We start from the raw sequence: 15482 nt of genomic DNA on the forward strand, positions 1-15482 counted from the left end.
AGCGATCAGCCAAGGCGGCGAACCGGGATCGGCCGCAGCGAGACTTGCCTGAGACCAAGCACGCCCAGCACGAAGAACAGCCAGACGGGGTCGCCGCGGTGGAAGAAGAAGCTTTCCAGGAAGCCGTTCAGCGCCGTGAACAGCACCACCATCATGAAGAAGTCGCCGAGGAAGATGTTTTCCTTGCGCGCCGGGATGCGCATGTAATCCCGCAAAGGCGCGATCAGGAAGGTGTAGATGGCGACGCACAGCGCCGGGATGCCCATCAGCACGGCAATGTCGAGATAGCCGTCATGGCCATGCACGATGGTGCGGATGTCCCAGGGCCTGTCGAAGGGCTGGTCCTGGTTGAGCAGCAGCGGCGTCCCCCAGAAGCTTTCATAGCCATAGCCGGTCCACGGCTTCTTCGCCAGCATCTCGCCGGCGAACTCCCAAAGCGTCGTGCGTCCCGTATAGGTGAGATCGGGGAAATAGATCGCCGCCAGATGCTTCACCGGCGGGATGAAGACGATGCCGAGCGTGCCGACGGCGGTCGCGACGATCGCTAGCGCGAACAGGATTGGTGTGCCGAGCCGCATGCCGATGAGGCTGGGCAGCACGACGATCATGATCGAGAACGGCACAAGTCCGGCGGTCGTCTTGGAGCCGGTGTGCAGCATGAACACCATCGCCGCGCAGAAGATGCCGGCGCCCCACCAGCGCTGACCGCGGCGGAATAGATAGAGCCCGGCGAAGCTGAAACAGGCCATCACCGGGCCGGCGATGTTCTTGTGCGTGAAGACGCCGCGCCACAGACCGGCATGCTCGGGCTCCTGCGAATCGGCGGTATGCAGCGCCTCATGCGGAAAGATGACCAGGCCGATATAGGAGAGGCCGATCACCACGACGGCGGTGAAGACGATCACGCGGGCGAAGGAATCGGCGTCGCGCGGCAGCACCAGGATCGTCGCCATGGTGATGATGCCGATCATGGTGAAGGAGGCCGCGCGCATGGCTGCGGGCGGATCGGTGGCGAGCACCACCGACAGGAAGAAGAAGCCCAGCATCAGCGCCCATGATGGGCTCACCAGCGAGCGCACCACGCGGGGATCGGCGAAGGCGAGCAGCGCGAAGATGGAGACTGCGCCGAGCGAACCGAAGCCGAGCTGGTTGACGATGTCGCCGCCGTCGCCGGTCAGTTCCGCGCCGGCTGGCTGGAACGGCCGGAACGAGACGATGATGACGGTGAACAGGAGCGCGGCGATGGCCGTCGCCACGCCTTCCCTTGTGAAGGCGGCGCCGAGCGGCGCGCGCTCAATTCTTCTCAGGCTGCCGGTACTGCTCATTGGCATATCCGAATTCGGCAAGCACCCGGCCGAGCGCGACATAGACCGGATAGAGGCCCGTGGTCAGCGAGCCGGTGCGCGCCAGCCGGATGGCGCCGCGCAGCGGCGAGGCTGCAAGCAGCGCCAGGCTTTTGAGGAGAACTTTAAGGCCGGCAAACGGTGTGCCGGCCCGCTTCTTCTTTTCGACCAGCGTCGATATCACGCCATTGCGCAGGCTGCGGGCGCGGATCCAGTCGGCCTCGACGCGCCGCGCCGGCACGGTCTCGTTGACCTTTGCCTCGGCGCACCAGCCGAGCACGAAGCCTTTTTGCGCCGAACGGCTGAGGAAGTCGGAATCGCCGCCGCCCATGAAATTGAACCTGAGGTCGAGGAAGGGCGGTCCCATGGCCTTGAGAACGTTGCGTCCCACCAGCAGGTTGCCGGACGAATAGAGCGCCGGCACGCGGCCGGTTTCCCGATAGGGCGGCGCAAAGACCGGGTGCTCGGCCCATCGGGCGTGGCTCGGATCGGCGAAGATGGGCATCTGCGGGCCGCCGATAATGTCAGCATGAAGCGTCTCGGCGGCCTTGCACATGCGTTCCAGCCAATCTGGCTCGGCGATCTCGTCATCATCGATGACCAGCAGGTGGCGAAAATTGGGAAACTGCAGGATCGCCGTCTGCCAGCCGGCATTGTAGGCGCTGCAATTGCCGCGCTCATGCGCGATGATCACCAGGCCGGGCATCTCGCCGCTTTCGAAAAGCGGCAGCACTGCGGCGGCGCCCTCGCGCGCCTCGGCCTCGTTTTCCATGACGATGACGGCAAAGCGCCTTTCGGTCCGCTGCGCCTTGAGCGAAGCCAGGGTTTCCAGCACCTGCTTCGGTCGCTTGAAGGTCGGCAGTGTCACCACCGCCTCGACGCTCTCGGCGGGAAGCCCCGGCGACCGTCCCGCGGTCGATACAGAAGCGTCGGACGGCAAAGGGATCATCCGTTTTTGAGCAGCGTGGGTTCGCGCCTCGATAGCATCGCGGTGATAACGTTTCGTTAATCACCTTCTCGCCCGGCTGTCGGAAAAGCCGGGTCTTTGGCCTTTGACGGTGCCATTTAATCAAGGCTTCACCGCGTTTTGCTACCGGCTGCACCTAAGGATAGGTGAAATGCATCTGCTGTTCGCCACATCGATCGTGCCTGACGGCGCTCTCGCTTCGGGCTACGAGATTGCCAACGCCGCGATCATCGACGCGCTGCGGCGCGCGGGCGTGCGCGTGACGGTCATCGGCTTCATCTGGCCGGGCAAGTCTCCGTCCGATCCGCAAAACACCATTGTGCTCGACGCCGTCGAGGTCCGCACCGAAAGCGCCTCGCCGCTGCAGAAATTTGTCTGGCTCGGCAAGGCGGTTCTCTCCGGCCTTACCTTTGCCTCGGTCAAGCTGCGTGTCGTTCCTGACGCGCAGGTCCGAGCCGCGATCGATCGCGCGGGCCCTTTCGACGGTTATGTCCTGAATTCGGTGCAGTTCGCCGGAGCGTTTGAGAAGGTTCTCGCCGACCGTCCATTCGTCTTCGTGGCGCACAATGTCGAGCATCGCTCGGCCGAGGAGAATGCTGCCGCGGCCGGCAGTGCGCTTCAGCGCTGGATGTTCCGCCGCGAAGCCAGGCTGCTCAAGGTCATGGAGGAGCGCCTTTGCGGCGCCGCGCGCTTTGTCTTCACGCTGGCCGAGGAAGACCGCGCGGCGCTTGGCGTTGCCTCCGACAGACGCTCGGCGGTGCTGCCGCTGGTGACCCGCGCGCAGGCGCCGGCAAGCAAGGCGAAGCGCCATATCGAGTGCGACGCCGCGCTGATCGGCACCTGGACCTGGCAGCCGAACCGTATCGGACTCGACTGGTTCCTGAACAAAGTCGTGCCGCATCTGAAGCCGGATTTCCGCATCAGGATCGCCGGTAACATGCCTTCCGGCGTCAGCTCGGCGCATCCCGGCGTTTCCTTCGTCGGCAGGGTCCCGGATGCGCAGGCCTTCGTGCGCGGCGCCGCCGTCATTCCCCTGATCAGCACCGCCGGCAGCGGCGTGCAGCTGAAGACCATCGAGACCTTCGAGCTCGGCCTGCCGTTCGTCGCCACCAGCCGCTCGCTGCGCGGCATCGGCTATCGTCCCGACAATTGCGTGGTGACCGACGATCCGATCGCTTTCGCTGCCGCTCTCCAGGCCGCCGCCGCCAATGTCCGCGACGTCGACGGCGGCGCCTTCCATCGCCGCCAGCTCAAGGCGCTCGACGCCGCGATCGGGCTTGGCCTGGAGAAGCTTGGCGCCGTCAGGCAGGAGGTCGCCGCATGAACATGCACACCGCGCGCGCCGCCTTCGGCTTCGACACGCTCAAGACCATTCTGGGCATCCCGGTGCTGGCCATTCGCTGGGACGAGGCCATTTCGTTGCTCACCAGGCTGATCGACGAGCACCGCTTCACCAAGGTGAGCTTCCTCAACGCTCACAACGCCAACCTGGCCTGCACCGACCCGGTCTTTGCCGAGGCGCTGGAAAATTTCCTGATCCTCCCCGACGGTGTCGGCGTCGACATGGCGGCAAAGCTGCTTTACGGCGCGCCTTTCCCCAGCAATCTCAACGGCACCGATTTCATTCCGGCTTTCCTGCAGGCGTCGTCGCACCCGCTGACGGTGGCGCTGCTCGGCACGACGCGCGCCAATGCCGAAGCCGCATGTGCGAAGCTGTCGACGCTCGCCATGCAGCACAATTTCGTCGTCATCCATGACGGCTTCTTCTCCGCCGCCGAGGAGCCGGCGATCCTCGAGCACATCGCCAGGCTGCGGCCTGACGTGCTGCTTGTCGCTATGGGCGTGCCGCGCCAGGAATTGTGGATCGAGCGCCATATCGACAGCCGCCATTGCACGCTGCCGGTGGCCGTCGGCGCGCTGCTCGATTTCATGAGCGGCTCGGTGCCGCGCGCGCCGCTGTGGCTGCGCCGGCTGCGGCTCGAATGGCTGTTCCGCCTCTGGATCGAACCCGGCCGCCTGTGGCGCCGCTACATCGTCGGCAATCCGGTCTTCCTCTGGCGCGTCGTCAAGCAGAAGCTGTCGCTCGGACCGCGACCGCTGGAGGCGCGCCGGTGAACAGCCGCTTCGTGCCGGATACATCCACCGCAATCGAACCGCTGCCGCGCATGCCCTCGGCCGCGATCGTCACCGCGAGCTACGCGCCCGATTTCGAGCGCTGCCGGCTTTTGTGCGAAACCATCGACCGCCACGTCACCGGCATGGCGCATCACTACATCCTCACCGAACATCGCGACGTCGCGCTGTTTCGCCAGCTGGAATCCGGCCGTCGCAGCGTCGTCGACGAGCGGGACCTGTTGCCGCGCTGGCTGCGCGTGTTCGACGACCCGCTGAGCGGCTTTCGCCGCCGCGTCTGGCTGAGCCTCAAAACGCAGCCGCTACGCGGCTGGCACGTGCAGCAGCTGCGCCGCATCGCCATTGCCGGGCAGGCTAAGGAAGACGTGCTGGTCTTCTGCGATTCCGACGTCGCCTTCCTGAAGCCCTTCGACGCGAACGCCTTCTGGCGCGACGGCAAGGTGCGGCTGTTCCGTCGCGACGGCGTGCTGTCGAACAACGGACACGACGAGCATCGCATCTGGTCGCGCAATGCCGGCACGGCACTCGGCATCGATCCTGCTGTCGCGTCGAGCCACGACTACATCTCGACGCTGATCGCCTGGCGTCGCGAGACGGTCAACGCGATGTGCGAGCGCATTGAGAAGGTGCATGGCCGCGACTGGGTCGGCGTCCTCGGCTCGGCGCGAAAATTTTCCGAATGCATGATCTATGGCCGCTATGTCGACGACGTGCTCGATGGCGTCGGCCATTTCCACGGTTCGGAGGAGTTCTGCCGCGTCCACTGGAACGGCGAGCCGCTCTCGGATGACGAGTTCCGCCGCTTCGTCGACACCATGGCGCCGGAACAGGTGGCGATCGGCTTGCAGTCCTTCATCGGCACCGACATCGGCCGCATCCGCCACCTGATAGGGCTTGAATAGTTCTGATAGATCCGAAACTTGGAAACTACCAGAAGCGATCCCTCTCGTCGTCATTCCAGGGCGGAGCAAGGAGCGAAGCGACGCGCGCAGACCCTGGAATCCATGCCGTGACGTGAAGGCGTCGCCGCGGCGCAGAATTCTGCTCCGCTGCATCCCTCGGCTAAAGTCACGGCATGGATCCTCGGGTCTCCGCGTCCGCTTCGCTCCCGCTCCACCCGTGGATGACGAAGCTGAGAGGCTTCGCCTCAATCCCGAACGTTTGCGGCGGTCCGCACGAACGGCAATCCTGGCTGGCACTAGGTAACTAGATCGCCTTGGCCGGCCGACGCATGGCCGAATAAGTCAGAAGCATCGAGGCGAGATAAAGCAGCAGGAAGACGATGTTGAGCGACAGCACCAGATTAGCCGTGTCGGGGATGGTCGTCAGCACATAGGTGAGCAGCACTGCCTTCAAGCCGGCGAGCAGGCCGAGATTGATTGCCCTGACCGCCGTCTGGCCGCGCGCGAAGAGCAGCTCGGCCTGGTATTCGACGAGGTTGCGCAGGCCGGGCACGCAGACCGCCAGCGCCACCAGCGGCGCCGCCTCGGCGACATTCTTGCCGAGCGCATTCGGGAAGAAGTGCAGGATTATGCCGAGCGACGCCAGCGCCAGCGTCGAGACCAGGAACACGCCGCCTTCGATGCCGCTCTTGACCGCCAGCCGTGACAGGAGCTCCGGCGCCCGCATCATGCGCTGCACCAGCATCATCGAGAAGGTTCGGATCGGGATCGCGGTGAGGTCGACCAGCCGCATGATGATGGCGTAGATGCCGGCGAGATGCGGTCCGCCGATCGACAGCACCAGGAGCTTGTCGAACTCCATCTGCAGGTAGAACAGCACCTCGGAACCGGCGACATAGATGGAATCGGCGAGCCGCCGGAAATAGAGCTCGGCGCGCAGTCTCAGCCGCTGGCGGGGATAGAAGAAGACGAAGGCGACGACGAGGGAAGCGGCATTGGCGCCGATATAGAACAGCGACCAGACGCCGATCGTATGCTGCGCGGCAAGCATGAACAGGATCGCGCCGATTGCCCTCAGCGCCGTCGCCAGGATGGCGAGCACCGCCGCCCGCCCGAACTTGCCGAGCCCGTTGTTGACGATCAGCGCCACCTCGACCGGCCGCCACAAAAGCGCTTCGGCGAAGACGACAGCGGCAAAGGCCGACAGCGGCACAGTGCCGGAAAAGAAGATCAGGTAGACGATGTAGGAGGCGGCGGCGAGGAACGGCAGCGACAACACGCCGAGAAGCAGGAAACCGGCGGTGAATGTGCCGATCAGATTGGGGCGGATCGTGGCGGTGCGGTAGAGCGCCGAGATGAAGCCGAAGGCCAGGATGCGCGACAGCATGATGCCGGCGGCCGAGGCGGTGGCGAACATGCCGAACTCGGCGATCGAAAGCGTGTTGGCCAAGGCGATGAAATAGGCGAGCGAAAACACCAGCCGGCCGCCGGCGCCGCTGATGGCCGAGAGATAATCGAATACCAGTTTCTGGCGGGTGGCCACGAAGTGGCCGATCCGCGCGAAGCTCCGCCTTTGCGGCATGTCGCTGGCCTGGGTCATGTCGGGGGCGATACATAGGCTGGAAAGTTTAACGCGGCGTTCTGGCGACAGCTCTGGCGGAGCCGAAATGCCGCGAAACAAGGCAGGAAACCTTGTGGGTCCGGGCACGAAATTAACCGTTTGTTTCCTATGCCCGTTTAGCGTGGCTTAACGATTGGCCCATCCGCCGCGCCCAAGCCGCCAGAAAGCAAGTTCCAGGACAATGGTCGACAGGGATAACCGTGATGACTGGAGGCGCGAGCGTTCCCTGCTGGCGCTCGGCCAAGCCATGCGTGGCGACGACAACACGGTTTCGATCGGCGACCGGGCCAACTCTGCCTGGCGCGAGGACGCCGCTGCGCGCCATCGCGCCGCGCGCTCCGAGCGCGAAGGAAAGTTGAATCCACGGCCCGCCGATGCCGACGGATTTGGCGTTGATCCGGCGCAAGCGGAATCGGAGCCGGTCAAAACCGAACATGACTGGCGCGGAAGAGATCGATCTGCGCCGCCCGAGTCGTTCTATGAAACCCCTTCGGAGAGCCAGCAGCCGCAAGCCGCGCCTGAGCCGCGTCAGACGAGCCGGCCACCCGCCGGCGACGTTTCCGAGGAATGGAAGCCGCTGATCGACCCGATGCAGGTCATGCACGGCATCACGCGATCCAAGGCGCTGATCCTGTCGACGACCATCCTGGGCGCCGCCCTGGGCGTCGCCATCGCCTTGTCGACACCGAAGAAATACGAGGCCACCACCGACGTCATCGTCGACCCGCGCGATCTCAAGCTCACCGATCGCGACCTGACGCAGAACGTGGTCGCCTCGGATGCGACGCTCGCCATCGTCGAGAACCAGGTCCGCATCCTGACCTCTGGCACCGTCCTCAACAAAGTCGTCACCGATCTCAACCTTACCAAGGATCCTGAGTTCAACGGCCAAGGCAATGGCGGATTCGGCCTGATGTCGACGCTGCGCTCGATCCTGTCGCGGCAGGATGCCGGTGCTGCGGACGAAGCGCGCAAGCGCGCGTTGGCGGTCGGCAAACTGTACGACAGCCTCGACGTCGAACGTGGCGGCAAGACCTTCGTGGTCTCGGTCAGCGCCACGACGCAGAATGCGGAGAAATCTGCCCTGATCGCCAACACCATGGTCAAGGCTTTCAAGCAGATTTCCAGCGAGATCCAGTCGAGCACCGCGGGCCGCGCCAATGACGAACTCACCGCCAGGCTCGATGAATTGCGCAAGGGCGTCGAGACGGCCGAACGCAACGTCGAGGATTTCCGGGCAACCCACGACCTCGTCGACGCGCAGGGTCACCTGATCAGCGACGACCAGATGCTGAAGCTCAACGAGCAGCTTTCCGTCGCCCGCGCCCGCACGCTCGAGCTCAACGCCCGCGCCGCCTCGGCACGCTCGCTGAACGTCAATTCGGTTCTCAGCGGCACGTTGCCCGAGGAAATCAACTCCAACATGATGAGCGAGCTGCGCTCGCAATATGCGGCGCTGAAGCAGGAAGCCGACCGCGCTGAGGTCAAGCTTGGGCCGCGCCATCCGGAGATCGAGGCGCTGAATGCCCAGCTTGCCGGCGCGCGCGAGCGCATCGGCGCCGAACTGCAGCGCATCGCGTCTTCGCTCCAGGTCGACCTGAAGCGCTCGGTCCAACTCGAGCAGGATCTTTCCTCGCGCCTGGCGCAGGCCAAGGTGCAGAGCGGCGACGTCAACAACAATCTTGTCTCGCTGCGCGAGCTGGAGCGCGAGGCGGCCGCCAAGCGCTCCGTCTACGAGCAGTTCCTGCTGCGCGCCAAGGAAACCGGCGAGCAGAAGGATATCAACACGGCCAACATCAGCGTCATCTCGGACGCCTATGCGCCACTGCAGGCCAAGGGGCCGTCGCGCGCGGTGCTGGCCGTGGCCGGCCTGTTCGCCGGCCTGTTCGCCGGCATCGGCCTCGGCGCACTGCGCGGCATCCTTGCCAGCCTGCGTGAAATGGCCGATGGCCGCTCGCGGCGCAGGGTCGACGAGCGCCTTACAGTCGTGGAGAACACTTCCAACCGCGCCGCTCGGCCTCTCGTCACGCCGCCGCCGCTCGTGACACCGCCGCCGGCCCCGCCGGTCGCTCCCCCGCCGGCCGCGTCTTTCACGCCGCAGCCCCCCGCCCCGTCTTTCACGCCGCCTCCGGCCAGGTCATTTACGCCGCCTCCGGCTCCGGCATTCACGCCGCCGGCCGCGTCTTCCACACCGCCGCCTGCCTCACCTGCGGCCCCTCAACCCGTGTCGGCGGCCGCGCCGCCTGCAGCCCAACCCGTCACACCGCCACTGATGCCGGACAATGACGCCGTCCGTCCGGGGCTTTTCGGATCGCTGGCCTCGGCGGTTCGCTATTTCGTGCGTCGCGAGCCCGCTGAAACGGTTGACTTGGACTCCGTCCCACCCGAAAGCGCCTGGCGCGCGCCCAGCCGGGAGGAGCGCTACCCTGGGGCTGAAACCTCGGCGCGGCAGAATATTCAACCGCCATACGAGCAGGGCTATTCCCATCGGCCGGACCATGGCCGGACCGATCCGTATGAGGATCATTATTCGGCATCACCCGCCTCCTACGATCCGCAACCGCCAGTCCCGGGCGACGCGCGACAGTCGTCCGCCGACCAGGGTGAGATCGACGAGATCCGCGCCAGCCTTCGCGAATTTCGCGAGGCGGTGCGCGAGCTGACCGAAAGCCGCTCGCGCCGCCGCTATTTCTAAAGCCGCCGGTATTTCTTGACCGCCCATATTTCTTCGCCGCTCGCCCTTCGATAAAAGCGACGGGTTTCGGGTTTACGGCATCCGACGACGCTTTGACGGGATTGCCTTGTCGAATTTTCGTGAAAATGCCGCGCGGCATTTCGGCCGATTGCGCCTTGCGTTGGCGGTTCGGAATGCCGGGTTGAGGCATGGGGCATGCATCGATGCGGCCTCAAAACGGAGAGTTCGTGATGACCGAAGTGATTGACGGAAAGCGTGTCGCCGAGGATGTGGTTTCGAAGGTCAAGGCACTGACGTCGGAGCTGTCGGCCAAGGGAGCCACCAAACCCGGCCTTGCCGTGGTGATCGTCGGCGAGGATCCGGCAAGCCAAGTCTATGTCGCCTCGAAATCGCGCACCGCCAAGGAATGCGGCTTCCATTCGCTCCAGCATACGTTGCCGGCCGACACCAGCGAGGAACAATTGCTGAAGATCATCGGCGATCTCAACGCCGACAAGTCGATCCACGGCATCCTTGTGCAGCTGCCGCTTCCGGGCCATATCGACGCCGGCAAGGTGATCCAGACGATCGCGCCGGAGAAGGATGTGGACGGCTTCCACTTCATCAATGTCGGCAAGCTCGGCACCGGCGAGCTCGAGACGGCCTTCGTGCCCTGCACGCCGGCGGGCTCGATGCTTCTGATCGAGCGCGTGCGCGGCAAGGACCTGTCCGGCCTCAACGCCGTCGTCGTCGGCCGCTCCAACATCGTCGGCAAGCCGATGGCCAATCTGCTGCTCGCCGCGAACTGCACCGTCACCATCGCCCATAGCCGCACCAGGGACCTGCCGGCGCTGGCGCGCACCGCCGACATCCTGGTCGCCGCCGTCGGTCGCCCGGAGATGGTCAAGGGCGACTGGGTGAAGCCCGGCGCGACCGTGATCGACGTCGGCATCAACCGCATCCCGGCGCCCGAAAAGGGTGAAGGCAAGAGCCGCCTGGTCGGTGACGTCGCCTATGCCGAGGCGGCCAAGGTCGCGGGCGCCATCACGCCGGTTCCTGGCGGCGTCGGGCCGATGACCATTGCCATGCTGATGGCGAACACTGTAGCTTCCGCCTACCTCGCGGCCGGGCTGAAGCGGCCGTCCTTCTGATCGAAAGCAGATCCTTGCCGAACCTTACTGCTCCTGTCGAACGGCCGATCACGAACGATCCCGTTCAGGGCGGCCGTCAGTTCGGCTTCCTGCTCGTCGACAAGTTCTCGATGTTCTCGCTGGCCGCGGCCATCGACTGCTTCCGCTCGGCCAACCGCCTGCTCGGCCGCGACTTCTATGGCTGGACGACGATTTCGGCCGATGGCGACGCGGTCATGGCCTCGAACGGCCTGCCGCTGAAGATCGACTATTCGGTCGCAGACATGCCGCCGGTCGACATCCTGTTCGTCTCGGTCGGCCTCACCACCGAATTCCCCGGCAAGAGCAAGGTGCTGGCGGCGCTGCGCAGCTGGGGCCGGCGCGGCAATGCGCTCGGCGCCCTCTCGGTCGGTTCCTATCTGCTCGCCGAAGCCGGGCAGCTCGACGGCTACCGCTGCACCATCCATTGGGAGAACCGCGCCGGCTTCATGGAGCGCTTCCCCGATATCAACTGCACCGGCAACGTCTTCGAGATCGACCGCAAGCGCTACACCTGCGCCGGCGGCACTACCTCGATCGACCTGATGCTGGAGATCGTGCGCGGCGATTTCGGTTCCAATCTCGCCAATGGCGTCGCCAACCAGTTCCAGCACGAACGCATCCGCTCGGCCGGCGACCGCCAGCGCGTCGGACCGGAACGCGACCTCACCGGCAAGTCGGAAAAGCTCAGGCGCATCGTCGAATTGATGGCCGACCATCTCGATGAGCCGTTGTCTGCGGTGCAACTCGCCAAGTCGGCGGGCCTGTCGGTGCGCCAGGTCGAGCGCCTCTTCCTGCGTCACCTCAGCGTGACGCCCGGCCGCTATTACATGCGGCTGAGGCTCGAACGCGCGCGCGAATTGCTGCGCCAGACCAACATGCCGATCCTCGACGTGGCGATCGCCACCGGCTTCACCTCGCATTCCTATTTCGCGCAGAGCTACCGGCTGCAGTTTGGCCGCCCGCCATCGGAAGAGCGGCGCACCACCTACTGATACCCAAGCTCCACGAGCGAATGCCTAGCTGGGGACATCTCCCGCAGGCTTGTATCCTAACGCCGCGTCAAATAGCTTTCCGACGCGGACGGGGGTTCACTCAGGAGATTTCTATGGCGGGAATGGCACGGAGCGTCGCTGCGGCGATCCTCCTTTTGTCGATGACCACGTTTGGCTTTGCCGCCAACAAGGTCATTATCATCCTCGATGCATCGGGCTCCATGTGGGCTCAGATAGATGGCAAGCCGAAGCTGGAGATCGCGCGTGAATCGCTGCGCACGGTGCTGCAGTCGGTTCCGGCCGACGATGAGATCGGCTTCATGGCCTATGGCCATCGAACCAAAGGCAGCTGCGAGGACATAGAGCTGATCGTGCCGCCGCAAGCCGGTTCCGCCAGCGCCATTTCGGCGGCCGCCGACAGCATGAAATTCCTCGGCAAGACGCCGCTCACGGCCGCGGTCAAGCAGGCCGCCGAGGCGCTGAAATATACCGAGGACAAGGCAACCGTGGTGCTGATCACCGACGGGCTGGAGACCTGCGGCGGCGATCCCTGCGCGCTCGGCAAGGAGCTCAAGGAAAGCGGCGTCGATTTCACCGCCGATGTCGTCGGCTTCGGCCTGACCGCCGACGAGGGCAAGCAGATCGCCTGCCTCGCCGAAAACACCGGCGGCAAATACATCCAGGCCTCCGACGAGAAGGCGCTGCAGGAGGCGCTGGTCGAGACCGTGGCGGCCCCGGCGCCGGCGCCTGAGCCCTCTCCGGCACCCGCGCCAGCGCCCGAGCCCGCCAAGCCTGAATTCAATTTCATGCCGAGCGTGGTCATGGCCGAGGGAGGTCCCGAGATCTCCGACAACAGCAATGCTTGGGAAATCTACAAGGCCAATGCGGATGGCGCGCGCGGCGATCAGGTCATGACCGAGTATGGCGAGCTGAAAACCAATCTTGAACCGGGCGACTATATCGTCGTCGGGCGCGACGACGAGGCAAGAAGCGAGCAGAAGATCAGAATAGAGGCCGGTCAGGTTTACAAGCCGCTGTTCACGCTCAACGGCGGTACGCTGGTTATCCATCCGCATGCGAGCCAGGGATCGGAGATCAGCGGCGAGGCGCGTGTCGACTTCGCCTATCCCGGCGGCAGCACCACCCACTATGGCGACGCCAAGGCCACTGTCCCCGCCGGCGAGCAGAAGGTGACGGTGCAGATCGGCGCCGGCACGGTGAGCGAGACCATCCAGCTTGCTGCCGGACAGACGGTCGAGAAGGACGTCGTCGTCGGCGTCGGCCACGCCGTGCTCAATGCCTTCTATACGGCAGGCGGCGACAAGGCCGACAATTCCGGTCTCGGCTTCGAGATCGTCAAGGCGAAGAAGAAGATCGACGGTTCCCGTGAGAGCGTCGAGCACGCCTACGGTCCGGACAGCAAGTTCTGGCTGCCGCCGGACGACTATGTCGCGCTCACGACCCTCGATCTCGCCGTCGTCGAGCAGCCCTTCACCATCAAGGCCGGCGACAACCAGGACATCAAGGTCACGCTCGACGCCGGCGTGCTGGCGATGTCGGCGCCTGGCGCTTACTCGATCGAGGTGTTCTCGTCGAAGAAGGACATAGAAGGCAAGCGCAAGTCGCTGGGCTTGAGCTATGGCGACAGCTGGCAGCAGACGATTCCCGCCGGCGACTACGTGGTCGTGCGGCACGCCTCCGACCAGGGCCAGGACAAGGAAATGCCGGTGACGATCAAGGCCGGGGAGCGGAGCGAGATCACGGTGCAGTAGGGGTTACTGCCAGGCGGTCAAAAAAAGGGGCGGCATCGGGCCGCCCCTTTTTTGAGAGCTGTTGGAGAATATGTCAGGCGTTTCCGAACGCCGCCGCCCCATGATCCGCGCGGCCGACCAACTGCCGGAAGCCGGCGAACAGCTCGCGGCCGAAGCCGAACTCGTTGCCGATCAGGTCGGCATCCGCGGTGCGGCGCAGCGCGAACTCGGTTCCCAGCACCAGCACCTCCAGCGTGCCGGCATCGGCGTCGAGGCGGATGACGTCACCGTCATGGATCCTGGCGATCGGACCGTCCTCGACCGCTTCCGGCGTCACGTGGATCGCCGCCGGCACCTTGCCGGAAGCGCCCGACATGCGCCCGTCGGTCACCAGCGCGACCCGCTGCCCACGATCCTGCAGGATGCCGAGCACTGTGGTCAGCTTGTGCAGTTCCGGCATGCCGTTGGCCTTCGGGCCCTGGAAGCGGATGACCGCGATGAAGTCGCCGGTCAGCGTCCCGGCCTTGAAGGCGTCGTTCAGGCCTTGCTGGCTGTCGAACACCTTTGCCGGCGCCTCGATGACACGCCGGTCGGGCTTGACGGCGGAAGTCTTGATCACGGCATGGCCGAGATTGCCGCCGAGCACCTTCAGCCCGCCGGTCGGCTGGAACGCCTTCTTCGCTGGCGCCAGCACCTTTTCGTCGCCGCTGACGGCCGGTGCCGCTTCGCGCACCACGCTGCCGTCGTCGCCGAGCCGCGCCTCGACCGCGTAGGGCCGCAGGCCTTCGCCCCACACCGTCTGCACGTCATCATGCAGCAAGCCTTCGTCGAGCAGCTCGCGGATCAGGAAGCCGAGACCGCCGGCGGCATGGAAATGGTTCACATCGGCAAGCCCGTTCGGGTAGACACGCGCGAGCAGCGGCACGGCTTCCGACAGGTCGGAAATATCCTGCCATGTAAGCGCGATGCCGGCGGCGGCGGCCATGGCGATCAGGTGAATCGTATGGTTGGTCGAGCCGCCGGTGGCGTGCAGGCCGACCACGCCGTTGACGATCGAGCGCTCGTCGATCATGCGCCCGACCGGCGTGTAGGCATTGCCGAGCGCGGTGATCGCCAGCGCGCGCTTGGCCGCTTCTCTGGTCAGCGCGTCGCGCAGCGGCGTGCCTGGATTGACGAAGGAGGCGCCGGGGGTGTGCAGCCCCATGATCTCCATCAGCATCTGGTTGGAATTGGCGGTGCCGTAGAAGGTGCAGGTGCCCGGCCCGTGATAGGATTTGGACTCTGCTTCGAGCAGTTCGGCGCGGCCGACCTTGCCTTCGGCATAGAGCTGGCGGACCTTGGCCTTCTCGTCGTTCGCCAAGCCGGTCGTCATCGGTCCGGCGGGGATGAAGACCGCCGGCAGGTGCCCGAAGGTGAGCGCACCGATCACCAGCCCGGGCACGATCTTGTCGCAGACGCCGAGGAAGACGGCGGCGTCGAACATGTTGTGCGACAGGCCGATCGCCGCCGCCATGGCGATCACGTCGCGCGAGAACAGCGACAGCTCCATGCCGGGCTGGCCTTGCGTGACGCCGTCGCACATCGCCGGCACGCCGCCGGCGACTTGAGCGATGCCACCCGCCTCGCGCGCGGCTTCCTTGATAAGCGCCGGGAACGTCTCGAAGGGCTGATGCGCCGACAGCATGTCATTGTAGGAGGTGATGATGCCGAGGTTCGGCACCTGGTCGCCGCCGAGCGCGATCTTTTCCGACGGGCTGCACACGGCAAAACCGTGGGCGAGGTTGCCGCAGCCCAGCACCGCGCGGTTGGCGGTGCGGCTGGAGGCCTCCGCGATACGGCCGAGATAGGCTTCTCGCCCGGCTTTCGAACGTTGGCGGATGCGTTCCGTGATGGCTTCGATATCGCGTCTGGCTGTCATGGTCCGTCC

Annotated in this window: 11 protein-coding genes; 7 read left to right on the top strand and 4 right to left on the bottom strand. The window is 65.2% G+C overall.

The genetic code is table 11. The features are described from left to right. Positions 1-5 precede the first annotated feature (5 nt). Together CK230_RS24800 and CK230_RS24805 are read right to left on the bottom strand one after the other, a co-directional pair. The gene (locus CK230_RS24800; RefSeq protein WP_095819778.1) at positions 6-1325 is read right to left on the bottom strand and encodes an O-antigen ligase; all 1320 of its coding nucleotides are present in this window, start codon (positions 1323-1325) and stop codon (positions 6-8) included. Beyond that, positions 1294-2292 carry a glycosyltransferase gene (locus CK230_RS24805; protein WP_095819779.1) on the bottom strand — a complete coding sequence of 333 codons (999 nt, stop codon included), beginning with the start codon at positions 2290-2292 and terminating at the stop codon, positions 1294-1296. Before CK230_RS24805 ends, CK230_RS24800 begins: the two co-directional genes overlap by 32 nt. A 169-nt stretch (positions 2293-2461) precedes the next feature. Here CK230_RS24805 and CK230_RS24810 point away from each other — a divergent pair, with 169 nt between their 5' ends. The 3 genes from CK230_RS24810 to CK230_RS24820 are packed head-to-tail and all read left to right on the top strand — an operon-like array spanning position 2462 to position 5345. Next, positions 2462-3634 carry a glycosyltransferase family 4 protein gene (locus tag CK230_RS24810; RefSeq protein WP_095819780.1) on the top strand — a complete coding sequence of 391 codons (1173 nt, stop codon included), beginning with the start codon at positions 2462-2464 and terminating at the stop codon, positions 3632-3634. Continuing rightward, positions 3631-4425: a WecB/TagA/CpsF family glycosyltransferase gene (locus CK230_RS24815; RefSeq protein ID WP_095819781.1), complete on the top strand. Its 795-nt coding sequence runs from the start codon at positions 3631-3633 to the stop codon at positions 4423-4425. The genes CK230_RS24810 and CK230_RS24815 overlap by 4 nt, the downstream gene beginning before the upstream one ends. Next, positions 4422-5345, top strand: a complete 924-nt coding sequence (locus tag CK230_RS24820; protein ID WP_095819782.1) for a DUF6492 family protein — start codon at positions 4422-4424, stop codon at positions 5343-5345. The genes CK230_RS24815 and CK230_RS24820 overlap by 4 nt, the downstream gene beginning before the upstream one ends. Before the next feature lie 304 nt (positions 5346-5649). On the opposite strand, the gene CK230_RS24825 is transcribed toward CK230_RS24820, so the two are convergent. Then, complete coding sequence (locus CK230_RS24825) at positions 5650-6945, bottom strand: lipopolysaccharide biosynthesis protein (protein WP_095819783.1); 1296 nt, start codon at positions 6943-6945, stop codon at positions 5650-5652. A gap of 202 nt (positions 6946-7147) precedes the next feature. Here CK230_RS24825 and CK230_RS24830 point away from each other — a divergent pair, with 202 nt between their 5' ends. From CK230_RS24830 to CK230_RS24845, 4 genes are all read left to right on the top strand, one after another. Beyond that, the gene (locus CK230_RS24830; protein ID WP_095819784.1) at positions 7148-9661 is read left to right on the top strand and encodes a GumC family protein; all 2514 of its coding nucleotides are present in this window, start codon (positions 7148-7150) and stop codon (positions 9659-9661) included. Positions 9662-9891: 230 nt separating this feature from the next. Next, a complete protein-coding gene (gene folD, locus CK230_RS24835; RefSeq protein WP_095819785.1) occupies positions 9892-10791 on the top strand; it encodes a bifunctional methylenetetrahydrofolate dehydrogenase/methenyltetrahydrofolate cyclohydrolase FolD in 900 nt (299 codons plus the stop codon). 14 nt (positions 10792-10805) lie between these two features. Then, positions 10806-11804: a GlxA family transcriptional regulator gene (locus CK230_RS24840; protein ID WP_095819786.1), complete on the top strand. Its 999-nt coding sequence runs from the start codon at positions 10806-10808 to the stop codon at positions 11802-11804. A 113-nt stretch (positions 11805-11917) separates the two neighbouring features. Continuing rightward, entirely contained in the window at positions 11918-13576 is a 1659-nt protein-coding gene (locus tag CK230_RS24845; protein ID WP_095819787.1) for a VWA domain-containing protein, read from the top strand. 73 nt (positions 13577-13649) lie between these two features. Here CK230_RS24845 and edd read toward each other — a convergent pair whose 3' ends face one another. Continuing rightward, positions 13650-15473 carry a phosphogluconate dehydratase gene (gene edd / locus CK230_RS24850; protein ID WP_095819788.1) on the bottom strand — a complete coding sequence of 608 codons (1824 nt, stop codon included), beginning with the start codon at positions 15471-15473 and terminating at the stop codon, positions 13650-13652. Positions 15474-15482: the final 9 nt, after the last annotated feature.

The organism is Mesorhizobium sp. WSM3859, assembly GCF_002295065.1.
Taxonomy (GTDB): domain Bacteria; phylum Pseudomonadota; class Alphaproteobacteria; order Rhizobiales; family Rhizobiaceae; genus Mesorhizobium.